This is a genomic window from Bacillus sp. JJ675 (assembly GCF_036963165.1).
GTDB classification, from domain to species: Bacteria; Bacillota; Bacilli; order Bacillales; family Bacillaceae; genus Bacillus; species Bacillus glycinifermentans.
This window is the reverse complement of record NZ_JBALMR010000018.1, coordinates 168,039-191,746: the sequence shown is the minus strand read 5'-3', so window position 1 is coordinate 191,746 and position 23,708 is coordinate 168,039. Positions and strand designations below refer to the sequence as shown.

Annotated in this window: 21 protein-coding genes; 16 read left to right on the top strand and 5 right to left on the bottom strand. The window is 48.2% G+C overall.

What is annotated here, in order from left to right; all coding sequences use genetic code 11:
* Window positions 1–5 precede the first annotated feature (5 nt).
* The 11 genes from V7126_RS05135 to V7126_RS05085 all read left to right on the top strand — a co-directional run bounded on the left by V7126_RS05135 (window position 6) and on the right by V7126_RS05085 (window position 12,518).
* A complete protein-coding gene (locus tag V7126_RS05135) occupies window positions 6–1,091 on the top strand; it encodes a M42 family metallopeptidase (RefSeq protein WP_046132161.1) in 1,086 nt (361 codons plus the stop codon).
* 128 nt (window positions 1,092–1,219) lie between these two features.
* Window positions 1,220–2,176 (top strand): glycoside hydrolase family 43 protein, encoded by a 957-nt coding sequence (locus V7126_RS05130; RefSeq protein ID WP_175076783.1) that lies wholly within the window; start codon window positions 1,220–1,222, stop codon window positions 2,174–2,176.
* 221 nt (window positions 2,177–2,397) lie between these two features.
* Entirely contained in the window at window positions 2,398–3,879 is a 1,482-nt protein-coding gene (gene araA, locus V7126_RS05125) for an L-arabinose isomerase (RefSeq protein WP_175076782.1), read from the top strand.
* Between the two features lie 16 nt (window positions 3,880–3,895).
* Window positions 3,896–5,575, top strand: coding sequence for a ribulokinase (gene araB / locus V7126_RS05120; protein WP_175076781.1), 1,680 nt, complete (start codon window positions 3,896–3,898; stop codon window positions 5,573–5,575).
* Between the two features lie 28 nt (window positions 5,576–5,603).
* On the top strand, window positions 5,604–6,290 hold the full coding sequence (araD, locus tag V7126_RS05115; RefSeq protein WP_175076780.1) for an L-ribulose-5-phosphate 4-epimerase: 687 nt from the start codon (window positions 5,604–5,606) through the stop codon (window positions 6,288–6,290).
* A gap of 18 nt (window positions 6,291–6,308) precedes the next feature.
* A complete protein-coding gene (locus tag V7126_RS05110) occupies window positions 6,309–7,505 on the top strand; it encodes a sn-glycerol-1-phosphate dehydrogenase (RefSeq protein ID WP_046132166.1) in 1,197 nt (398 codons plus the stop codon).
* Between the two features lie 3 nt (window positions 7,506–7,508).
* Window positions 7,509–8,816, top strand: a complete 1,308-nt coding sequence (locus V7126_RS05105; RefSeq protein WP_046132167.1) for an ABC transporter substrate-binding protein — start codon at window positions 7,509–7,511, stop codon at window positions 8,814–8,816.
* 30 nt (window positions 8,817–8,846) lie between these two features.
* Window positions 8,847–9,791: a carbohydrate ABC transporter permease gene (locus V7126_RS05100; protein ID WP_046132168.1), complete on the top strand. Its 945-nt coding sequence runs from the start codon at window positions 8,847–8,849 to the stop codon at window positions 9,789–9,791.
* On the top strand, window positions 9,791–10,630 hold the full coding sequence (locus V7126_RS05095) for a carbohydrate ABC transporter permease (RefSeq protein ID WP_046132169.1): 840 nt from the start codon (window positions 9,791–9,793) through the stop codon (window positions 10,628–10,630). The genes V7126_RS05100 and V7126_RS05095 overlap by 1 nt, the downstream gene beginning before the upstream one ends.
* Window positions 10,631–10,665: 35 nt before the next feature.
* Window positions 10,666–12,180: an arabinosylfuranosidase ArfA gene (gene arfA / locus V7126_RS05090; protein ID WP_175076779.1), complete on the top strand. Its 1,515-nt coding sequence runs from the start codon at window positions 10,666–10,668 to the stop codon at window positions 12,178–12,180.
* Between the two features lie 65 nt (window positions 12,181–12,245).
* Complete coding sequence (locus tag V7126_RS05085) at window positions 12,246–12,518, top strand: hypothetical protein (protein ID WP_046131918.1); 273 nt, start codon at window positions 12,246–12,248, stop codon at window positions 12,516–12,518.
* A 101-nt stretch (window positions 12,519–12,619) separates the two neighbouring features.
* Here V7126_RS05085 and V7126_RS05080 read toward each other — a convergent pair whose 3' ends face one another.
* Genes V7126_RS05080 through V7126_RS05070 form a run of 3 tightly spaced genes read right to left on the bottom strand, consistent with a single transcriptional unit; the run spans window position 12,620 to window position 15,141 of the window.
* On the bottom strand, window positions 12,620–14,071 hold the full coding sequence (locus V7126_RS05080) for a PH domain-containing protein (RefSeq protein WP_175075738.1): 1,452 nt from the start codon (window positions 14,069–14,071) through the stop codon (window positions 12,620–12,622).
* Window positions 14,058–14,537 carry a PH domain-containing protein gene (locus V7126_RS05075; protein WP_175075737.1) on the bottom strand — a complete coding sequence of 160 codons (480 nt, stop codon included), beginning with the start codon at window positions 14,535–14,537 and terminating at the stop codon, window positions 14,058–14,060. Before V7126_RS05075 ends, V7126_RS05080 begins: the two co-directional genes overlap by 14 nt.
* A 10-nt stretch (window positions 14,538–14,547) precedes the next feature.
* On the bottom strand, window positions 14,548–15,141 hold the full coding sequence (locus V7126_RS05070) for a TetR/AcrR family transcriptional regulator (protein WP_175075736.1): 594 nt from the start codon (window positions 15,139–15,141) through the stop codon (window positions 14,548–14,550).
* Window positions 15,142–15,322: 181 nt separating this feature from the next.
* On the opposite strand from V7126_RS05070, the gene cstA reads away from it, so the two are divergent.
* Window positions 15,323–17,119 (top strand): carbon starvation protein CstA, encoded by a 1,797-nt coding sequence (cstA, locus tag V7126_RS05065; RefSeq protein WP_175075735.1) that lies wholly within the window; start codon window positions 15,323–15,325, stop codon window positions 17,117–17,119.
* Window positions 17,120–17,153: 34 nt separating this feature from the next.
* Here cstA and sspI read toward each other — a convergent pair whose 3' ends face one another.
* Entirely contained in the window at window positions 17,154–17,369 is a 216-nt protein-coding gene (gene sspI, locus V7126_RS05060) for a small acid-soluble spore protein SspI (protein WP_046131922.1), read from the bottom strand.
* Between the two features lie 114 nt (window positions 17,370–17,483).
* On the opposite strand from sspI, the gene V7126_RS05055 reads away from it, so the two are divergent.
* The 3 genes from V7126_RS05055 to pheT all read left to right on the top strand — a co-directional run bounded on the left by V7126_RS05055 (window position 17,484) and on the right by pheT (window position 22,049).
* Window positions 17,484–18,230 (top strand): TrmH family RNA methyltransferase, encoded by a 747-nt coding sequence (locus V7126_RS05055; RefSeq protein WP_046131923.1) that lies wholly within the window; start codon window positions 17,484–17,486, stop codon window positions 18,228–18,230.
* A gap of 354 nt (window positions 18,231–18,584) precedes the next feature.
* Window positions 18,585–19,619: a phenylalanine--tRNA ligase subunit alpha gene (gene pheS / locus V7126_RS05050; RefSeq protein WP_046131925.1), complete on the top strand. Its 1,035-nt coding sequence runs from the start codon at window positions 18,585–18,587 to the stop codon at window positions 19,617–19,619.
* Between the two features lie 15 nt (window positions 19,620–19,634).
* A complete protein-coding gene (pheT, locus tag V7126_RS05045) occupies window positions 19,635–22,049 on the top strand; it encodes a phenylalanine--tRNA ligase subunit beta (protein ID WP_175075734.1) in 2,415 nt (804 codons plus the stop codon).
* A gap of 50 nt (window positions 22,050–22,099) precedes the next feature.
* Here pheT and V7126_RS05040 read toward each other — a convergent pair whose 3' ends face one another.
* Window positions 22,100–22,903 (bottom strand): zinc-dependent metalloprotease, encoded by an 804-nt coding sequence (locus V7126_RS05040; RefSeq protein ID WP_175075733.1) that lies wholly within the window; start codon window positions 22,901–22,903, stop codon window positions 22,100–22,102.
* A 511-nt stretch (window positions 22,904–23,414) separates the two neighbouring features.
* On the opposite strand from V7126_RS05040, the gene V7126_RS05035 reads away from it, so the two are divergent.
* Window positions 23,415–23,642, top strand: coding sequence for a hypothetical protein (locus tag V7126_RS05035; protein WP_053071197.1), 228 nt, complete (start codon window positions 23,415–23,417; stop codon window positions 23,640–23,642).
* Window positions 23,643–23,708 lie beyond the last annotated feature (66 nt).

Here is a 23,708-nt window from a genome sequence, read left to right as displayed (position 1 = left end):
GAGAAATGGCAAAGCTAGATGAAACGCTTACGATGCTGAAAGAACTAACAGATGCAAAAGGAATTCCAGCGAATGAAAAAGAACCCAGACAAGTCATGAAATCATACATAGAGCCGTATGCCGACGAGGTTACGACAGACAGACTCGGCAGTTTGATCGCCAAAAAGACCGGACAGACAGACGGGCCGAAGATCATGATTGCCGGCCACCTTGATGAAGTCGGTTTTATGGTGACGCGCATTGATGACAGGGGCTATCTTCGCTTTCAAACGGTCGGGGGCTGGTGGTCACAGGTCATGCTGGCGCAGCGTGTAACGGTCGTAACCAAAAAAGGGGACATCACAGGCGTGATCGGTTCCAAACCCCCTCATGTCCTGTCGCCTGAAGCGCGCAAAAAACCGGTTGAGATCAAAGACATGTTCATTGACATCGGGGCTTCAAACAGGGAGGAAGCGATGGAATGGGGCGTTCTTCCCGGAGATCAGGTTGTCCCGTACTTTGAATTCACAGTCATGAACAATGAAAAAATGCTGCTTGCAAAAGCGTGGGACAACCGTATCGGCTGCGCCATTGCGATAGACGTTTTGAAAAACTTAAAAGGCTCTGACCATCCGAATGTTGTGTACGGCGTCGGGACGGTTCAGGAAGAAGTCGGATTGCGCGGCGCCAAAACCGCCGCACATACGATCAAGCCTGACATCGCATTCGGGGTCGACGTCGGAATTGCCGGAGATACGCCGGGAATTTCTGAAAAAGAATCGACGAGCAAGATGGGGAAAGGCCCGCAAATCATTCTGTATGATGCTTCAATGGTTTCCCATAAAGGGCTCCGCGATTTCGTCACAAAAGTTGCAGATGAAGCCGGGATTCCATACCAATATGATGCCCTTTCAGGAGGAGGAACCGATTCAGGCTCGATCCACCTGACCGCAAACGGGGTGCCGGCTCTTTCGATTACGATCGCAACCCGCTACATCCATACGCATGCGGCGATGCTTCATCGCGATGATTATGAAAATGCCGTCAAATTAATTACCGAAGTTATCAAGCGATTGGATAACGAAACGGTCGAGCAGATTACATTTGATTGATGAAATAAGCTGACAGCTGCTAACATGCTGTCAGCTTATTTTTTTTGGAATATCATAGAAAGCGCTTACATATATTCCGGAATGACTTCTGAAAGAGGTTACAATACATCGGATGGGAGAGTGGTTTTGTGAAGCGCAAATTGCGGAGAATTTGTACCGCGGGGGCATTGATCATCGGTCTGGTGCTGGCGTCTGAATCGGCTTCAGCTGCATTTTGGGATACGAAGGGAGACAACGTCATTCATGATCCTTCCATGATCAAAGAAGGAAATACGTGGTATACCTTTGGAACGGGGATTGGAAATGGACTGCGCGTCATCAAATCGAATGACGGAATTACGTGGAGTGCGGCGCCGAGTATTTTTCCAGCGCCGTTGGCATGGTGGAAAACGTACGTACCAAATCATGAAAAGAATCAGTGGGCGCCGGATATCAGTTATTATAACGGGCGGTACTGGCTTTATTATTCAATCTCTTCGTTCGGATCAAATACTTCGGCGATCGGGCTCGCTTCGACAGACAGTCTCGCTTCACGGAAATGGCGCGATGACGGGCTTGTGGTCAGGACGACTTCAGCTGACAATTATAATGCGATCGACGGAGATTTAGTGATTGACAAAGACGGAAACCCGTGGCTTTCTTTCGGCTCTTTTTGGAGCGGCATCAAGCTGACAAAGCTCGATAAAAAAACGATGAAGCCGACGGGAACGCTTTATTCCATCGCCGCAAGGCCGAATAACGGCGGGGCTGTTGAAGCGCCGAATATTACGTATAAAGACGGCTACTATTATTTGTTCGTTTCATTTGACAGATGCTGCCTCGGGGTGAACAGCACGTACAAAATCGCTTACGGCCGTTCAAAAAATATCACAGGTCCTTACTATGATAAAAACAGCAAGAATATGCTCGAGGGAGGAGGAACGATATTAGACGCCGGAAATGACCGCTGGAAAGGGCCGGGGCATCAGGATGTAGTCGACAATTCCATCATTGTCAGACACAGCTATGATGCGCTTGACAACGGAGTCTCCAAATTACTGATCAATGATTTGTACTGGGATTCCGCGGGCTGGCCGTCGTATTAGCGATTGCAGCAAGCTAAGCAGATGTTTTGCTTGGCTTTTTTCTTTTTTTGTTCAAAAAAATGCCTGAAATGTAATTGACAGTATGTGGTGTAAAGAATATAATGAACTCGTTCGTACAAATATATAGCATGATTTTAGATGTCCGTACGTATTAAGAGGTTTTTGTAAGCGCTTCATTTTGGTAGTTTCATAATGTATGCCGGAGCAAAGGAGGAAAAATCTTGTTTCAATCAAAAGCGTACGAATTTTGGTTTGTTGCGGGGAGCCAGCATTTATACGGAGAAGAAGCTGTCAGAGAAGTAGAAGAGCATGCAAACATCATGTGCAGGGGATTAAACGACGGTTCAATGAGGTACAGCGTCAAATATAAAGCGGTTGCCACCTCGCCTGACGGGGTCAGAAAACTGATCAGAGAAGCGAATTGCGATGATGCATGCGCCGGCGTCATCACTTGGATGCACACGTTTTCACCGGCGAAAATGTGGATTCCGGGACTGGCGGAACTGAAAAAGCCGCTGCTTCACTTTCATACTCAATTTAACAGAGACATTCCGTGGGAAACGATCGATATGGATTTTATGAATATCAACCAGTCTGCACACGGAGACCGCGAATACGGATTTGTCGGAACGAGATTGGGGCTGAATCGAAAAGTCATCGTCGGCCATTGGGAAGACGCCGGAGTAAAAAAGGAGATCGACCGGTGGATGAGCGCTGCTGTGGCCTCAATTGAAAACCGCCATATCAAAGTGGCCCGCTTTGGTGACAACATGCGCAATGTGGCGGTCACGGAAGGGGACAAAATCGAAGCTCAAATTCAGCTCGGCTGGTCTGTCGACGGATATGGGATCGGTGACCTCGTCCGGGAGATCAAAGCGGTATCGAAAGAAAGCGTAAATGAACTGATTGCCGAATATGAAGAGCTTTACGAGTGCCCCGAAGACGGTGCGGCCCGTGAATCCGTAAAAGAGCAGGCCCGCATTGAGCTTGGCTTAAAGCGCTTTCTTTCGGACGGAGGCTATACCGCCTTTACGACGACCTTTGAAGACTTGCACGGTATGAAGCAGCTTCCGGGGTTGGCCGTTCAGCGCCTGATGGCTGAAGGCTACGGCTTCGGCGGAGAGGGAGACTGGAAAACGGCTGCGCTTGTCAGGATGATGAAAGTGATGGCAGACGGAAAAGAAACGTCGTTCATGGAAGATTACACATACCATTTTGAACCGGGCAACGAAATGATTCTCGGGTCGCACATGCTTGAAGTGTGCCCGTCGATTGCCGAAACGAAGCCGCGAATCGAAGTGCATCCTTTGTCGATCGGCGGAAAGGACGATCCGGCCCGTTTGGTCTTTGACGGAATGGCGGGTCCTGCTGTCAACGTTTCTTTAGTCGATATGGGCGGGCGTTTCCGGCTTGTCATCAATGAGGTCGATGCTGAAAGGGTCCAGCATGAGATGCCGAACCTTCCGGTGGCGCGCGTCCTTTGGAAGCCGCAGCCGTCCCTCAAAACGTCTGCAGAGGCGTGGATATTGGCGGGGGGAGCCCATCACACGTGCCTTTCCTATCGGCTTACCGCAGAACAAATGCTGGATTGGGCTGACATGACGGGCATTGAAGCGGTGCTGATCAACCGTGACACAAAGATAGCAAACCTTCGCAACGAACTCAAATGGAGTGAAGCAGCATACCGGCTTTACAAGTTTTAAGGAGGCGCGCAAGCTTATGGCATTTGCAATCGGAGTTGATTTCGGAACATTGTCGGGAAGAGCCGTCCTGGTCAACGTCCAGACGGGAGAGGAAATTGCGACAGCAGTAAAAGAATATACGCACGGCGTGATTGACCGCGAATTGCCGGGGACAAAGAAAAAGCTCCCGAGGGACTGGGCGCTTCAGCATCCTGCTGATTACATCGAAGTGCTGGAAGGGACGATTCCGAGCCTTTTGCGGCAGTCGAAAGTCGATCCAAAAGAGATCATCGGTATCGGCATCGATTTTACGGCATGTACGATTCTGCCTGTAGATAAGGACAGAACCCCGCTTTGCATGAGGGAGGAATACGCGGAAGAGCCCCACAGCTATGTGAAGCTTTGGAAGCATCACGCCGCACAGGAGCAGGCAAACAGGCTGAATCAACTGGCAGAGAAACGAAACGAAGCGTTTCTGAAAACGTACGGCGGAAAAATTTCCTCCGAATGGCTCGTGCCGAAAGTGATGCAAATCGCAGAAGAAGCACCGCATATATACGATGCCGCCGCCGAGATCATGGAGGCTGCGGACTGGATCGTATACAGGCTGTGCGGAAAGATGAAACGAAACAATTGTACGGCGGGCTATAAGGCGATCTGGAATCGTATGGACGGCTATCCTTCGGAAGATTTTTTCGCAGCTTTGCATCCGAAGCTGAAACATGTCGTTCAGGAAAAATTGACAGAAGACATTTATCCGATAGGGGAGAAAGCCGGCGGTTTAACTGATGAAATGGCAGCTAAAACGGGGCTTTTGCCGGGTACAGCGGTCGCGGTTGCCAATGTCGATGCCCATGTGTCAGTTCCGGCGGTCGGCATTACAGAGCCGGGGAAAATGCTGATGATCATGGGGACATCCACTTGCCACATGCTGCTCGGCGAGGACGTCCGAATGGTGCCGGGAATGTGCGGAGTCGTGGAAAACGGCATTCTGCCGGGTTATGTCGGCTATGAAGCGGGCCAATCGTGCGTCGGCGATCATTTTCATTGGCTGATCGAGCACTTCGTGCCGGAAAGCTATGCGAAAGAAGCTGAAGCAGTGGGGATATCGATTTACGAGCTGCTGTCCCGAAAGGCGGACAGATTGGGAGTCGGCGAAAGCGGTCTGCTTGCATTGGATTGGTGGAACGGAAACCGTTCGACGCTCGTCGATGCGGATTTGACCGGGATGATGCTCGGGATGACCTTATCAACGAAGCCTGAGGAGATATTCCGTGCGTTGGTTGAAGCAACCGCATTCGGGACGAGAAAGATCATCGAAACGTTCCGGCAGAGCGGCGTGCCGATCGAAGAGCTGTATGCCGCCGGGGGAATTGCCGAAAAAAACCCGTTTATCATGCAGATATATGCTGATGTGACAAATATGGAAATTAAAATTTCCGGTTCTCCGCAAGCCCCGGCATTAGGTTCGGCGATATTCGGAGCGGTTGCGGCCGGAAGCGAAAACGGCGGATATGATCAGATCGAAGAGGCTGTCATGCATATGGGAAAAGTAAAAGATCACACGTATAAGCCGATTCCGGAAAACGTGACATTGTACGATCAGCTTTACGCAGACTACAAGGAGCTTTACGAATTCTTCGGAAAACAAAACAATGTCATGAAACGCCTTAAAAAGCTGAAAAACATCCAGTCCGTCAGCGCCGCCGTCCGGTAAATCGCAAAATCAAAAGGAGGAGAACCTTGTGCTGGAGGCTTTAAAGGAACAAGTGTTAAAAGCGAATTTACAGCTTGTGGAGCACCGGCTCGTCACGTTTACATGGGGAAATGTCAGCGGGATCGACCGTGATAAAAACTTGATCGTCATCAAGCCGAGCGGCGTGAAATACAGCGAATTAAAAGCGGAAGATTTAGCCGTGCTGAACCTGGACGGAGAGATTGTCGAGGGAAAGCTGAAGCCGTCTTCGGATACGCCGACGCACATTTACCTTTACAAAGAGTTTCAAACGATAGGCGGAATCGTCCACACCCATTCCCCGTGGGCGACGAGCTGGGCGCAGTCAGGCAGGGACATCCCTTCATTGGGAACGACTCACGCGGATTACTATCACGGCGATATTCCCTGTACGAGGGAAATGCGTGCTGATGAAATCGCGGAACAATACGAATTAAATACCGGAAAAGTCATCAGGGAGACGTTTCAGCACCTTGATCCGCGCGACATTCCAGGCGTTCTCGTCAACAATCACGGTCCGTTTTGCTGGGGGGAAGATGCCTTGACGGCCGTGCACAACGCCGTTGTCCTGGAAGAGGTCGCAAAAATGGCCTATCATTCGCTCATGCTGAATCCGTCGCTACATCCGATCAGCGGTGTCTTGCTCGATAAGCACTTTTTCCGGAAGCACGGGGCTGACGCGTATTACGGCCAATAGGAGGAGTGAGGGATAATCATGAATGACTTGATCTCTTATATGAAAAAGACGTTGGGCGACTGCGGGTGCGGAGCCGTCCATTTCCCGCTTACGGTTGAAAAAATCGCGATTGGCGAACATGCTGTCGAAAACGAAATGCCTGCCTTTATAAAAGCCGCTTCATTTCAAAACATTGCTATCGTTTGTGATGAAACGACCGGCCGAATCGCGGGAGAACGGCTGGCGTCTCTCCTTCAGGAAACGGCGGAGGTATCCCTTGTCAAGCTTGAGGCGAATGCGGCAGGGGATGTCATAGCAGATGAGAAAACGATGGTCAAGGCATTGATCGATGCGCCGATCGATGCGGATGCGCTCATTGCCGCAGGTGCGGGGACGATCCATGATATCGTCAGGTTTTGCGCCTATCAGCGAGGCATTCCGTTTATTTCGGTGCCTACTGCACCGTCGGTTGACGGTTTTACATCGGCCGGAGCTCCGCTCATTATAAACGGTACAAAGCAGACGATTCAAACGACGGCGCCTGTTGCGCTATTTGCAGATATCGAGCTTTTGCGGAATGCGCCGCAAAACATGATCGCCGCGGGATTCGGCGATATGCTCGGCAAAATAACGTCGCTCGCCGACTGGGAGATCTCCCGTTCGCTTGCTGATGAACCATACTGTCCGACCGCTTGCGCCATCACGAGAAAAGCGCTTGATCAGTGTCTGTCCAGGATCGATGACATCGCGGCAAAATCGCGGGAGGGCATCGAAAAATTGATGGAATCGCTGATCGTTTCAGGCCTTGTCATGCTGATGCTCGACCATTCAAGACCTGCTTCCGGAGGTGAGCACCACCTCTCCCATTACCTTGAGATGAAAGCGCTCGAAAACAGCAAGCGGCAGATTCTCCACGGGGCAAAAGTAGGCTGCGCTTCCATCATGCTTGCGGATGTTTACCGTTCTCTTAAAGACCGGGATTTCGGCGATGAACACGTCGCAAAAACGGTTCGTTCCGCCTATGAAAAGCTTCCCGGCGGAGAGGAGATGGCGGAATGGATGAGAAAAGTCGGCGGGCCGGTATCATTTACAGACCTCGATATTGACGAGCCTTTGCTTATGGAGGCGATGGCCCGGGCCCACAACCTCAGGGACCGGTACACGGGTCTTGCCATCATGAATCAATACGGACTTTTGCCTGACATCAGGCAGCATGTCAAACATGAAAGGGGTTAAAACGTGAAAAGGTTCCTTTCATTTTTCCTTATGATCATCATGGCTTTTAGCTTGCTTTTGACAGGGTGCAGGGCGAGTCCCGCCGCCGGCAAAGATGACGATGCCACAGAGCTGACGTTTTGGACGTTCAACGGCCTTCATGAACAGTTTTATGCGGAAATGGTGAAAGAATGGAATAAAGCATATCCGGACCGTAAAATCAAATTAAATACCGTCGTTTATCCGTACGGACAGATGCACGACAATCTTTCGATATCGCTTTTGGCGGGAAAAGGGGTTCCGGATATTGCCGATGTTGAGCTCGCCCGCTTCTCCAATTTTTTGAAAGGCTCTGACATTCCTTTAACAGACCTGACCTCCCTTGTCGAAGATGAGCGCGACAAGTTTGTGGAAGCGCGGCTTACCCTGTACAGCAAAAACGGCAGACTGTACGGGCTTGACACCCACGTCGGAACGACGGTGATGTACTATAATATGGATATTTTACACAAAGCGGGAGTCGATCCGGATGATATTAAAACATGGGAAGATTACAGAAAAGCGGGCAAAAAGGTCGCAGAGGCTACAGGCAAGCCGATGACGACAATCGAAACGGCAGACCCGAATTCGTTTTTGCCGCTGATTTCCCAGCAGGGCTCAGGCTACTTTGATGAAAAGGGCCGTCTGACTTTAAATAATGAAACAAATGTCAAAACGCTCGGATTTTTGAAAACCTTGATCGAAAAGGACAAAATTGCGGTCACAGCGCCTGGAGGCTTTCACCACAGCGAAGAATATTACGGCTTCATGAATCAAGGCGGGGCAGCATCCGTTTTGATGCCGATCTGGTATATGGGAAGATTTTTGGATTATATGCCTGATTTAAAAGGGAAGATTGCGATCAGGCCGCTTCCGGCATGGAAAGAAGGCGGAGACCGATCGGCAGGGATGGGCGGCACAGCGACCGTTATTCCAAAACAAGCGAAGGAAGCCGGACTGGCCAAGGACTTTTTATCGTTTGCCAAAGTGTCAAAAGAAGGAAACATCAAGCTATGGACCGTCCTCGGGTTTGACCCGCTCAGATGGGATGTGTGGGATTCGGAAGAACTGAAGAAACCGAATCAATATACAGAATATTTTCAAAACGGCAGCGGGATTTTTTCGATGCTTCTCGAGGTGAAAGATGAGATCAATCCGCTTTATTTAACAGAGGATTATGCAAAAACATCCGATCTGGTCAACAAAAACGTTTTATACGAAGCTCTTAAAACGAAAAGCAAAACACCGAAGGAAGCCCTGGACAAAGCAGCCGCCGAGGTAAAGGGACAATAGTCTTTCATTACTGTAAAGCGAGGCGATAACTTGAAGACTGTCAAAACGGATACAGTGCATTCGTTTCCGCCGGTGAGCAGAAAAAGAAAGATAACCCGCCTATTATATTCAGCAAAAGCCGCACCTTACTTTTTTACAGCACCTTTCGTACTCTCATTTTGCATCTTTTTCCTTTATCCGCTTATCAGCGTCATCATCATGAGCTTTCAAAGCATTCTCCCGGGGGAGATCCGCTTCGTCGGGGCGGAAAACTATAAAGCTTTAAATAATCCCACTTTTTATACCGCATTATTCAATACAATCAAATACACTTTTTGGACATTGCTTATTTTAATACCGGTTCCTCTTATTCTTGCAGTCTTTTTGGATTCAAAGCTTGTAAAGTTTAAAAATGTGTTTAAATCGGCCCTTTTTATCCCTGCCTTGACATCCACGATCGTGGCGGGCATCATTTTCAGGCTGATTTTCGGCGAAATGGAAACATCGCTTGCAAACTCGATTTTGCTGAAGCTCGGAGCCGCGCCGCAAAACTGGCTGAACAATGAGCATACGGGAATGTTTTTAATGGTCATGCTCGCATCATGGCGGTGGATGGGCATTAATGTGCTGTATTTCTTGGCCGGCCTGCAAAATGTTCCGAAAGAATTGTACGAAGCGGCCGAAATTGACGGCGCCGGCACACTGAAGAAATTTTTCTATATTACGCTTCCGTTTTTAAAGCCCGTCACCGTCTACGTGCTGACGATCAGCATCATCGGCGGCTTTCGGATGTTTGAAGAAAGCTATGTGCTGTGGCAAAACAATTCCCCGGGCAATATCGGCCTGACAATGGTCGGATACATTTATCAGCAGGGGCTTGCCTACAACAATATGGGATACGGTTCCGCGCTCGGCATTGTGCTGCTCGTGATTATTTTCATCGCAAGCCTCATATCGCTAAAGCTGTCAGGCTCATTTAAAAAGGAGGGCTATTAATGCATGCCAGAGGCTCAAACATTGCGAAAACAGCGACGTTTTTCCTGTTTGCGATCTTAAGTTTTTTGTTTGTGTTTCCGCTGTTTTGTCTTGTGCTCGGCTCGCTGAAGCCGTCTTCAGAATTGCTGAGGTTCGGGCTTAATTTAAGGTTGAGCCCCGAATTGTTGAGCCTTGACAACTATGCCTATTTGTTTAACGGAGGAAGCATTTATTTTAAATGGTTCTCGAACAGCCTGATTCTTGTCGTCATATCGACCGTTTTAACGCTTTTGTTTTCATCGATGGTCGGTTACGGGCTTGCCGTTTATCAGTTTAAGGGGAAAAATCTCCTGTTTGTATTTGTGCTCTTGATCATGATGGTGCCGATTGAAGTTTTGATGCTGCCTTTATTTAAAATGACGGTCGCGCTGCATATCGTCGACACGTATGCCGGGGTGATCCTTCCGTTTATCGTATCGCCCGTCGCCGTCTTTTTCTTCCGGCAGTATGCGCTCGGCCTGCCGAAAGATTTGCTCGACTCGGCGAGAATGGACGGATGCACCGAATTCGGCATTTACTTCCGGATTATGGCCCCGCTCATGAAGCCGGCTTTCGGAGCGATGATCATCCTCCAGTCATTAAACAGCTGGAATAATTTTTTATGGCCGCTGATTGTGCTGCGGTCGAAGGAAATGTTTACGCTTCCGATCGGATTGTCGGCGTTGCTCAGTCCTTACGGCAACAACTACGACATGCTGATCTCAGGTTCAGTGCTGGCGATTCTGCCTGTCATTCTGATTTTCTTGTTCTTCCAAAAGTACTTTGTGTCAGGTTTGACAGCAGGCGGGATTAAAGGCTGATCATAAAATATTCTCTGGGAAGGAATGATTGTAAAATGACTGCAAAACAAGCGGAAATGACGATCGACAAGGGATATAAGGTTGCAGAGGTTGACAAGCGGATCTTCGGCTCGTTCGTCGAGCATCTCGGAAGAGCCGTCTATGAAGGCATTTATGAACCGGATCATCCGGAGGCGGATGAATCGGGCTTTCGAAAAGACGTCATCAAACTCGTCAAAGAGCTGAAGGTGCCGTTTATCAGATATCCCGGCGGCAACTTTGTATCGGGATATAACTGGGAGGACGGAGTCGGCCCTGTCGGAGAGCGGCCGACAAGGCTTGATCTGGCATGGGCGACGACTGAACCGAATTTGATCGGCACCAATGAATTCATGGACTGGGCGAAGCTTGTCGGCGCGGAAGTGAATATGGCCGTCAACCTTGGCACGAGAGGCATTGACGCAGCCCGCAATCTCGTCGAATACTGCAACCATCCGTCAGATTCATACTACAGCGATCTCAGAAAATCGCACGGCTATAAAGAGCCGCATAAGATCAAAACGTGGTGCCTCGGCAATGAGATGGACGGTCCATGGCAGATCGGCCATAAAACGGCCGCCGAGTACGGAAGGATCGCCGCTGAAGCTGCAAAGCTCATGAAATGGACCGACCCTTCCATCGAGCTTGTCGCCTGCGGAAGCTCAGGAAGCGGAATGCAGACGTTTATCGACTGGGAAACGACCGTGCTCGACCATACGTATGAACACGTCGAGTATATCTCGCTTCATTCGTATTACGGAAACCGCGACAACGACCTTCCGAACTATTTGGCGAGATCGCTTGATATGGACCACTTTATCAATACGGTGATCGCCGTCTGCGACTATATGAAAGCGAAAAAGCGCAGCAAAAAAACGATCCACCTTTCCTACGATGAATGGAACGTCTGGTATCATTCGAATGAAAAAGACAAACTGGTCGAGCGCTGGGAAAGAGCGCCTCACCTTCTTGAAGACATTTACAACTTCGAGGATGCCCTTCTTGTCGGCTGTATGCTGATCACGCTCTTGAAACATGCCGACCGCGTCAAAATCGCCTGTCTCGCACAGCTTGTCAACGTGATCGCGCCGATCATGACGGAAAAAGGCGGAGAAGCCTGGCGGCAGACGACATTCTATCCGTTCATGCACGCTTCTGTCTACGGACGGGGAACGGTATTGCAAACGGCCGTTTCATCGCCAAAGTATGACAGCAAAGACTTTACAGATGTTCCGTATTTAGAGTCTGTCGCCGTTTTCAATGAAGAAGCCGAAGAATTAACGGTATTCGCCGTCAACCGCGATACGAACGGCGGCCTGCAACTCGAAGCCGATATCAGAAGCTTTGACGGCTATGCCGTCTGCGAACACATCGTGCTTGAACACGAAGACAACAAAGCGACGAACGAAAAAGACCGAAACAACGTCGTTCCGCACAGCGGCGGAGACGCCAAAGTGTGCGACGGCAGGCTGACGGCGCGTCTCCCTAAGCTTTCCTGGAATGTGATCAGGCTAAAAAAACAATCAATGTAAAAAAACCGGCCATTGTGCCGGTTTTTTATGTGTGGGTAGAATAATTTAAAACAGGGGGGAGACATATGAAATTTTTTTCTGCTGCGTATTGGTGTTTGATGTACGGGTTTTTGGCATACCTTTGGCTTTTGTTTATATCGGAAATCATTGAGAGAACACAGTCTTTTAACAGCTCATTTTTAACGGGAGCCGTCATATTGACCGGCACCGTGTTGTTTTGGACGCTGGCTCATCATATCACCGCTTCGGCTGAAAACAAGCATGCCAATAGAATCGCAGGATCAGCATCATTTTGCCTTGTGATCCTCATTCATTTTTATGTCATTCCGCTTTGCTGAAACAAAAAAGGCGGGCATCCTGTGATTCCCGCCAATTATGCCTTGAAAAGGCAGCAGATGAAGCATGTGATCATTTTAATCTTATTATTCTGATTAGTCAACTAGGTTTTTGGTATTTTGATGGCATGTTGATAAATTTCTGTCGCACTCTCTATCGGAATATGGTTTAACGAAAACTTTACGTTTTCTTTTCCGGAAGCAACGGCTACCTTAATGGATGCCAAGTTCTTCCTCTCTTGCATAACTGTTTGGCCCAACACTGCCCACTGAATGCGGCCGTGTTTAATGATGGCCGTTCGCCGGGCAAAAGTTCCGTACTGCAAAGTTAAAAATCGGCTGCTTTGATTCCAGCGAGTCCTTCGATACCCCATCCATCCTGCCCATAATAATGCAAGCGGCAGAATGGCAGTCAGATAATGAAAGGGATGGGGAAGAAGCATCCATATCGGTATTGATAGAAGACAGCCTGCTGTAAATGGCAGAACCATATAATGAAGTCTGGCTTCTTTTGTCAGCATGCGCAAATTGCGGTTCCTCCGGTAACCGGTAAACGGTTCAAGCATGGAATGGGCTTTTTCTTTTTTAACAAAGGGAAGAATCGTAATCGTTTTTTGGCTTTGTTCATTTGGACTGTTACGTATAACGACAGCTTTAATTGAGACGAATCCCAAGAGGCGGTGAATCGGCGGCTCTATGATGAGAATCGCCTGTATCCGGTTTGGGTCAATCGTTCGCTTTTTCTTCTCAAACAGGCCTTGTTCGATTTCAAGTTCTCCTTTGGCATTCTTGCTTAATGTGAAATGATAGTCGGTTGCAAATGTCAGCAATAATGAAAGTGCAAATGATAAAACCACCAGCATGACCACCGTGATCATGATCCAGTTGGAACCGAACCAGCCGGATAGGCAGGTGAACAAAGTGTCCCGGTCAGTGTCTTTCGTTATATCCCGATATTTTAGCCATCCCAGTGATAAAAGCGTAAGCACAATCCCAAATTTAGGCGAGAGAAGGCTGTGCAATATGAGATCATTTTTATATAGTTGAAACATTGACTCTACAGAATGATTGATCAGCCTGCTGTTTGATTCTGCTTTTAAAACCGTTCGAATGCGCTGTTCTTCTTCTTTTGAAATGCAGCTGAGAATGATGCTGGATTCATCACCTCCGGCAAGTTCAATCGTTAACGTTCGTGTAGAGAATAAATGGTCATATACACGGACAGTAGAATCGACGGATTGAATGCGGTCCGGCTGCACCCATCTTTTCTTTGTCACAAACAAACCAGATTCAATATATATGGCTTTCTCGTGTATCTGGTAGGAAAATGCCCGCCATCTCAATACACCAATTATGAAAAACGCGATAATAAGCAAAGAACTTAAAGCAATAATGATGATGAAAGCGGGGATGTGGCTGCCCAGTTTATGAATAAATAGTACGAGCAGCGGAACCAGCCATATGAAGGACAACGATTCCTTGATCGCTATCATGACAAAATAAAGGATCGAAACAGGATGGAGACGATGTTTTATCAATGTTTCAGACTTGTTCATCGCTTAACCTCGCATAAGCTTCAATATCTTGCCGGAGAGATTCGGCGGTTCCTTCGGATAATCCCAGAATTTCATGGCTCCCGGCTGCTGTCGATAAAGTAATCGTATATAAATTGTACTTTTTTAAAATAGGGCCTTGTTTTGCTTCGACATGCTGGACTTTCCCCATGGGAATTAATACTTTCCGCTTAAAAAAGATCCCTTTATGGATTTGGATGCTTAATTCACTGATCCGATATCGCCATAAACGATACTTCCACCTTGGCAAAAGATAAAGTTCAAATGGTACAGAGGCAATAGCCAAACACGATGCTCCGGCCAATATCCATTTTGGCCAGCCGAATGTTAAAGTGCAGTATAGCAAGACAAGGATAACGCAGGTATACACGCATAACGTGATCACACCTTCAAGCTTCCTTGCGGCAACAATTTTTTTGTCTAATTTCTGCAATTCGCCAGTTCTCACGATAGTCCCCCTATTTAGTTGTTTTTCTCGTTGCATAATCGAACGTATCAACAATTTCAGAGATCGTGCTCTCCATGTCTGATATATCATGATTTGCGATTTTTGGTCCCAATGAATCGATTACGCTTCGCACGGTTCTGGCCATAATGAGCGGGGAAAACTCCCTGAAACTCCCTTCCATTTCCTGTCCCCACTTAAAAATATCAATCAGCGGTTCATATATTGATTCATCTTCACCCTTATAATACAGCTCACCGCTTTCTGTTCGTAGGTTGGAAACTACTTCAATGATTGCGGTAACGTATTTGGGGTGTTCAAACATAAATCTGAGATTTGATTCAATATAGGCACGGAGTGTAGCCGGTGCACTGTCTAAACCGTCCATGAACTTTTCCATATAAGGCGCTGCAAGTCCGTAGGAATGCTCCACAACAGCCTTCATTAGCTGCATTTTATTCGGAAAATGATACGTGACAACTCCTTTGCTAATTCCCCCCTTTTTTGCGATATTGCCGATAGAGGCATTTGCATAGCCTTCTTCCGCAAGCACTTGAATGGCGTCTTCAATAATTTGCAGTCTTCGCTTTTGTGTTTTTGTATTCATGGCTTCATTTTAGTACGATCGTGCTAAAGTGTCAATCTAAAAATGATTCTATATGAAACGGAATCTAAAAGCCGCTGAAATACAGAAACAAAAAGTAAGGAAAGGTTTTTTTGAAAATGATGATTGCGCTTACATAAAAGATAGGCTATGTTAAAAGGGAAACAAAGGGGGAGGGATTGGGATGAATGCAATTACGATTGTGATCGCTTCTATCTGCATATTGGCGATCGCCTACCGTTTGTACGGAACATTTATGATGGCGAAAGTGCTGAAGGTGAATGACGACAAACCGACTCCTGCCCATCTTCAAAAAGACGGCAAAGATTACGTGCCGACAAATAAATGGGTGTCGTTCGGCCATCATTTTGCGGCCATCGCGGCTGCGGGGCCGCTTGTCGGACCGATTTTGGCTGCGCAGTTCGGCTATTTGCCGGGCTTATTATGGCTGTTGATCGGAGCGGTTATCGGGGGAGCCGTTCATGACATCGTCGTTTTATTTGCGTCGATGCGGAGGAATGGAAAATCGCTTTCTGAAGTCGCCAAAGAAGAGCTCGGACCGGTTGCCGGATTTTGCACCGGGCTTGCAATGCTGTTTATTATTACGATCACAATGGCAGGGCTTTCGATGGTGGTGCTCCATGCGCTTGAACGCAATCCGTGGGGGACGTTTGCCGTGGCCATTACGATTCCGATTGCGATGGGAGTCGGTTTATTTTATAAAAAAACGGGCAACTTAAAGCTCGCATCAACCGGCGGGTTCATTTTGCTCATGGCCGGTGTGTTCATCGGTCCGTCTGTCGCGAATACGCCGCTCGGCGAAGCGCTGACGCTTGATGTGAAAACGCTCGCGATCGCGCTTCCGGTCTATGCGTTTTTTGCGGCGGCGCTCCCTGTCTGGCTGCTGCTTGCGCCGCGCGATTATTTGAGCAGTTTTATGAAGATCGGCGTGTTTATCGCGTTGATTGCGGGCGTTTTTGTCGTGAATCCGGCGATTCCGTTTCCGGCGTTTACCGAATTTACGAAAGGCGGCGGCCCGGTCTCGCCAGGCCCGGTTTGGCCGTTTATTTCGATCACGATCGCCTGCGGGGCGATTTCCGGATTCCACGCGTTTGTCGGTTCCGGAACGACGCCGAAAATGCTCGACAAATGGAGCGATATGAAATTCGTCGGCTTCGGCGCCATGCTGGTCGAGTGCCTTGTCGGGATTATGGCATTGATTGCGGCGACGGCCTTGCAGCCGGGCGATTATTTTGCGATCAACAGCGCCCCTGAAGTATTTCGGACGCTTGGCATGGACACCGTCCACTTGCCTGAGCTCAGCCGCGAAATCGGCCTTGATCTGGAGGGAAGGACGGGCGGAGCCGTGACGCTTGCCGTAGGCATGGCTTATATTTTTACGGATATTCCGTTTTTCAGCCACTTGGCCTCATATTTCTTCCAATTTGTCATCATGTTTGAAGCGGTCTTTATCTTAACGGCGATCGACGCCGGAACGAGGGTGGCCCGCTACTTGATTCAAGACTTTTTCGGCGAAGTGTACAAACCGCTCAAAAAAACGGATTGGCTTCCGGGGTCGGTCTTCGCAAGCGCGCTCGCCTGTTTAATGTGGGGCTACCTCTTGTATTCGGGCGATATCAGTTCCATTTGGGCGCTTTTTGGCGTCTCGAATCAGCTGATGGCATCCGTCGGCTTGATCATCGGGGCGACCGTTGTCTTAAAAATCGCCGACAAAAGGCGGTATATGCTGACATGCCTCATTCCGCTCGCTTATTTATATGCAACGGTCAATTATGCGGGATATTGGATGATCAGACACGTGTATTTTAATGCCGAAGCCGCCGGCTACAGCGTATTAAACGGCATTTTGTCGATCATCATGCTCATTCTGGGGCTGGTGATTATGGTGACGGCCATTAAGAAGTGGATGGTGCTTTGGCGTGATCCTGCGCTGAGAATGGAGCCGTCGATTCCAGGCTGAAAAAATAAACCGGGGGCTTTTGCAGCCTCCGGTTTTATTGCTTCGGTTTCAATCCTTGCTCCAGCGTCTCAAGCATTTCATTTTTGTCTGATTCTGAAGCGTTCTGCCAAATCACTTCAAACAAAACGCCCAGTCCAGGCAGCATTTTTTCTTCTCCGCTTTGGATTGCATCGACGATCGTGTGTTCAAGCTCCTCCTGAGTGTTTCCTGTTACATTGGCGATAACCGCGTGTCGCAGATTCAAATCCACTTTTTTCACTCCATTTCCTTATCTGATTTTCTATATTCTGTCTCGTTTCCGGGTTTATTATGTATCATTCATGAGATATAATGTGACTATTGCCAGACAAAGGAGTCAAACGATTTGAAACGAATTGAATCAGCCAAAAATCAAAAAGTGAAGGATTGGAAAAAACTTCATACGAAAAAAGAACGGATGAAAACCAATACATTTTTAATAGAAGGCGAACATCTTGTGGAGGAGGCGCTAAAAAGCCCCGGTATTGTAAAAGAAATCATGGTCAAGGATGAAGCGGACATCCCGTCTGGACTGGATGCGTCTGTTCCGTGCTATATCCTGAGCGATGACGCTTTTTCTCAAGTAACGGAAACGGAAACGCCGCAGGCAGTCGCGGCTGTATGCCGCATCCCTGAACAAGGGCCCATTCAATACGAAAAGCTGCTTCTGGCAGATGCCGTCCAGGACCCCGGCAATTTGGGAACGATCATTCGGACCGCTGATGCCGCAGGAATCGATGCCGTTGTCGTCGGACACGGGACGGTTGATCCGTACAACGCCAAAACGCTCAGGTCAGCCCAAGGCTCGCATTTCCATATCCCGATCGTAAAAGCGGAGCTTTCCGGGCTGATCGAAGAGCTTAAAGAAAAACGGATTCCGGTTTACGGCACCGCGCTGCAAAATGCCGTGCCATTCAAGGAAGCACCGCCGTCGAAGTCGTTTGCCCTTCTGATCGGAAATGAAGGAGCAGGCGTTGATCCCGATCTGCTCGGCCGGACGGACAGGAACCTGTACGTTCCCATTTACGGCAAAGCCGAGTCTTTGAATGTGGCCGCCGCTGCGGCGGTCCTGCTTTACCATCTGCGCGGATAACCGCTTGCACACGATGATGGAATTCACTATAATGAATGTAATATGTTGAAAAACAGTGACAGAGGACGGTTTTTTTAAGCGCCGCCATTCAGGGAGAAAATGCCCCGGACTGAAAGCATTTTTATGGCAGGCTAAAAAAACGTTTCACCTCTTGAGTTGTCGCCGGGACCGCATGATATGCGTAAAGGCGAACCGGAGCCAATCCGTTATGTCAATGAAGCGAGAAACAAAGCTTGTTTTGCTTTGTTTAAAAAGGGTGGTACCGCGGGCCACGATTCGTCCCTTTCAATAAGAAAGGGGCTTTTTTATTTGTCATTCATCGGTTTGTCCAGATAAAAGGAGGAATTGCTAAACATGCAGGAACAGCTGAAACAGCTTGAAAAAGAAGCGGTAGCCAAAGTTGAAGCCGCACAGTCATTAAAAGAAGTCAACGATGTCCGTGTCGCGTATCTAGGCAAAAAAGGACCAATTACAGAAGTGCTCAGGGGAATGGGGAAGCTTTCCGCAGAAGAAAGGCCGAAAATGGGCGCATTGGCAAACGAAGTCAGAGAGACGATTGCCGCCGCGATTGCTGAAAAAAACGCACGTCTTGAAGAAGAAGAGGTCAAAAGAAAGCTCAAAAGTCAAACGATCGATGTTACGCTTCCGGGAAATCCCGTCAAAACGGGCGCAAAGCATCCGCTGACCATCGTGATCGAGGACATTGAAGACCTGTTTATCAGCATGGGATATTCTGTAGAAGAAGGCCCAGAAGTGGAAACGGATTACTACAATTTCGAAGCATTGAACCTTCCGAAGGATCATCCGGCGCGCGATATGCAGGACAGCTTCTACATCACCGAAGACACGCTGATGAGAACACAAACATCAGGGGTTCAAACGCGTACGATGGAAAAGTATAAAGGAAAAGGCCCGGTGAAAATCATCTGCCCGGGAAAAGTGTACCGCCGTGACAACGACGATGCAACGCACTCTCACCAGTTTATGCAGATCGAAGGGCTTTGCGTCGATCATAACATCAGCATGAGCGATTTGAAAGGCACGCTTGAAACCGTCGCGAAAAAGATGTTCGGCGAAGATCGCGAAATCAGACTGCGTCCAAGCTTCTTCCCGTTCACAGAACCATCTGTTGAAGTTGACGTTTCCTGTTTCAAATGCGGAGGAAAAGGCTGCTCCGTTTGTAAACAAACAGGCTGGATCGAAATTCTCGGTGCAGGAATGGTCCATCCGAACGTGCTTGAAATGGCGGGATTTGATTCCAAACAGTATCAGGGCTTTGCGTTTGGAATGGGTGTCGAACGCATCGCGATGCTGAAATACGGCATTGACGATATCCGTCATTTCTATACGAACGATGTCAGATTTTTATCTCAATTTAAACAGGCTTAAAGAGGAGGACGCGTGATGTTTGTTTCATATAAATGGTTGGAAGAGTACGTGAATTTAGACGGAATGACGCCTGAGATGCTTGCGGAAAAGATTACAAGAAGCGGGATCGAAGTAGAAGGCGTTGAATACAAAGGCGAGGGCATCAAAGGGGTTGTCATCGGACATGTTCTTGAGCGGGAGCAGCATCCGAACGCAGACAAATTAAACAAGTGTCTCGTCGATATCGGCGCTGATGAGCCAGTTCAAATCATTTGCGGCGCCCCGAACGTCGATAAAGGGCAAAAAGTAGCCGTTGCAACGGTCGGCGCCGTACTGCCGGGCAATTTTAAAATCAAGAGAGCGAAGCTCCGCGGCGAAGAGTCAAACGGTATGATCTGCTCGCTTCAGGAGCTCGGCATTCAAGGCAAGCTCGTGCCTAAGGAATACGCGGAAGGCATTTTCGTATTCCCGGGCGATGCCGAAACCGGAACGGACGCGCTGAAGAGCCTTGCGCTCGATGATGCGGTGCTGGAGCTCGGACTCACGCCGAACCGCGCCGATGCGATGAATATGCTCGGCGTCGCCTACGAGGTGGCGGCGATTCTCGGACGCGATGTGAAGTTTCCTGAACCGTCATATCAGCCGGGTGCTGAAAAAGCGGAAGATTACATTTCGGTTCAAATCGAAGACCGGGAAGCAAATCCTATGTATGCGGCAAAAATCATTAAGGATGTCAATATCGGTCCGTCTCCGCTCTGGATGCAGACGAAGCTGATGAATGCAGGAATCAGACCGCACAACAATGTCGTCGATATTACAAACTTTGTCCTGCTCGAATACGGCCAGCCTCTGCATGCTTTTGACTATGACCGCTTCGGCTCAAAAGAGGTCGTCATCCGCAAAGCGAAAGAAAACGAAACGATTGTGACGCTCGATGAGCAGGAAAGAACGTTGTCAGCCGATCACCTTGTCATCACAAACGGCTCTATTCCGCAGGCAGTAGCAGGCGTGATGGGCGGAGCAGATTCTGAAGTCCGCGAAGATACGAAGACGATTTTGCTTGAAGCGGCATATTTCAGCGGAAAAGTCGTACGCAAAGCTTCAAAAGACCTCGGGCTTCGAAGCGAATCAAGCATCCGCTTCGAAAAAGGAATCGATCCTGCGCGGGTGAGCCTCGCCGCAGAACGGGCCGCAGACCTGATCAGCCGCTATGCAGGCGGAACCGTGCTGGAGGGCACTGTGGAAGAAAATCACCTCGATATCGAGCCAAAAGTCATCAGCCTGTCCGCTGATAAAGTGACGAAAGTGCTCGGCATGTCCATCAGCAAAGAGGAAATGGCCGATATTTTCAAGAAGCTCGGCTTTTCCGTAGAAGAAGCTGACGGCAAGCTCACCGTAACCGTTCCGACGAGAAGGGGCGACATTACGATCGAAGAGGACCTGATCGAAGAGGTCGCACGATTGTACGGCTATGACAATATCCCGTCTACGCTTCCTGAGGTGGCAGGCTTTACCGGCGGTCTCACCCCGTATCAGGAAAAGCGGAGAAAGGTCAGACGCTTTTTGGAAGGCGCGGGGCTTTCACAGGCGATCACGTACTCGCTGACAAACGATAAAAAAGCGACCGCATTCGCCCTTGAAAAGTCGTTCAAAACGATCCTTTCACTGCCGATGAGTGAAGAAAGAAGCGTATTAAGGCACAGCCTGCTTCCGAACCTGCTCGACTCTGTCGCCTATAACCTGGCGCGGCAGACCGATTCAGCAGCCTTTTACGAAATCGGCTCGGTTTTCTTAAAAGTCGAAGAACAGACAAAACCGGTCGAAAAAGAGCATGTCGCCGGAGCCGTGACAGGACTGTGGCACAAAAACCTTTGGCAGGGCGAGAAAAAGCCGGTTGACTTCTTCGTCGCCAAAGGCATCGTCGAAGGCCTTTTAGAAAAGCTCGGAGTGCAGGAAGGCATCGAATTCGTTCAATCTGAAAGAAAAGAGCTTCATCCGGGACGGACGGCCAATATTTTGCACAACGGCAGCCTAATCGGTTTCATCGGCCAGCTCCACCCATCAGTCGAAAAAGAGCTTGATCTGAAAGAAACGTACGTATTCGAGCTTGACTTGCACGCACTTTTCGCTCTGGACGTTCCGGCCATCACGTATACGGCCATTCCGAAATACCCATCCGTCACACGCGACATCGCGCTTGTCGTAAACAAAGACATCGCAAGCGGCCAGCTTGAAGACGTCATCAAAAAAGCCGGAGGGAAATTATTGAAGGAAGTGCACGTTTTTGACGTCTACGAAGGCGAGCACATGGAAGAAGGCAAAAAATCGGTCGCTTTCAGCCTCCAATATTTAAATCCGGAACAAACGCTGACAGAAGAAGAAGTGACAAAAGTTCACGACAAAGTGCTGAAAGCCCTGGAGGAAACGTATCACGCTGTGTTAAGAGGATAAAACTTAAAAACATAACCGGTTCCCATGTATCAGGAACCGGTTATGTTTTGTTATTGATACCAAACTTTATTTTTCTCGATGAGCTCGTTGTGAGCCTCATCCCAGACATCGACTGTGTATGCGTAGTCATAGTTCATAATGCAGCGGATTCCGCTTCCTTGCGGATCATGTTCCACGCCGAAGTTATGGGAAAATTCGTGTCTTGCCGCTTTTGCCGAATTTTCCGTTCCCATGTCGAGCGTGACGCTGAAGGCGGGACCGTCCGGCTTAACAGGATATTGAAAAGCGATGCCGCCCGCTTCAAAGTTGTCGTTGGCTGTAAAGCCGGCTACAAATTTATAAGGCTGGCCCTCGAATTTGGCCGCAAGGTTGTCAAGAATGTCAGAGGCGTTCTTACCGGAAGAATTCCAAGGGGCAAAGGCTTCCACGACAAAGTCAATATCATGGTCGCGGTTAAACATTTCGTCCGCCTCCTCAACAATTTGGACGATTCTTGTTTTCCAATCCTTATATTTCGTCCGAAATTGCTTATCAGCCACTGCCAATACGTTTACCTTTTGTTTGCCCGTGCTGGCTTGAGTCGAAAATGTGCCGGTGTTTACATTCTTGTTAAATGTCATCGTACCGGTTGTGTTTCCTTTTTCATCCAACACCTTTGTTTTCGTTGTTTTTTCAATGTGAACTTTGCCGGTTAAATCTTTAAAACCTTCCTTAGGTTTAGGCAATGCTTCCTTATGAATCCCTTTCGCTTCATGAACATGCTCATGATGACCGCCCGTTTCCGCGACTCCCGCCGCCCCGGGTATTAAACTTGCAGAAAGCAATAAAGTAAAGAATAAAGACCGTTTTTTCATTTAAAAAATTCCCTCCTTAGTTTTTAACAGACTAAAGATTCGTCTAGTTAACTAGAAATCCCTTTTTTGTCCAAAAAGAGGAAAATATACATGGATTCTTATGACAAACCTTTCAATGTAACTACAAAGTTCGTTGAAATTCGACAAAAAATCTGCCGTTTGACAGGGCTTTTCAAACAGATCTATAGGCCTTTTATTTGCTAATCTTCTGATAAATTGTAATAATCTCAAGCAAAAAGATCGAAATTCAGCAAAGGTTGCGCCGCTTTGTGTTTCCTGCGGGAATAGAAGCACGAGAAAGGCGCTGCCTGGCCATATCATTGTTGTTTCGCATAAACGATGGACAAGCCTTCCTCCTCTATGAACCTTATTTTGTACCTCATTCTTTCTCTCAATAAATTTTAACCAAATCGCTTTCCTCTGGATCGCTGGAAAAAACTATTTCATATTTCTTTTTTTTAGTATAAAATCATTAATAGTGCAAAATAACCATTCAGAAAGGATCGGGACTATGACGAAAAACCCAAGCAATAATACTCAAACATTTATCATTTTAGGCTGGATATGTACCGGTATATCACTGCTGCTTATTCCGATTTTATTTGGTGCAGGAGGAGTTATTTTTGGATATCTAGTAAGAAGTAATGGGAAAGTACAACACGGCACAATTATGATGATCGCAGCTATCGCTTGTGGTTTATTTGGTGTTGTATTAGGAATGGCTACGGCCGGATATTAAATTCATTCCAAGCGATAACGGGAATCGGGGACAGTCAGTATACATAAAAAAAGCAGGCGGGGTGGT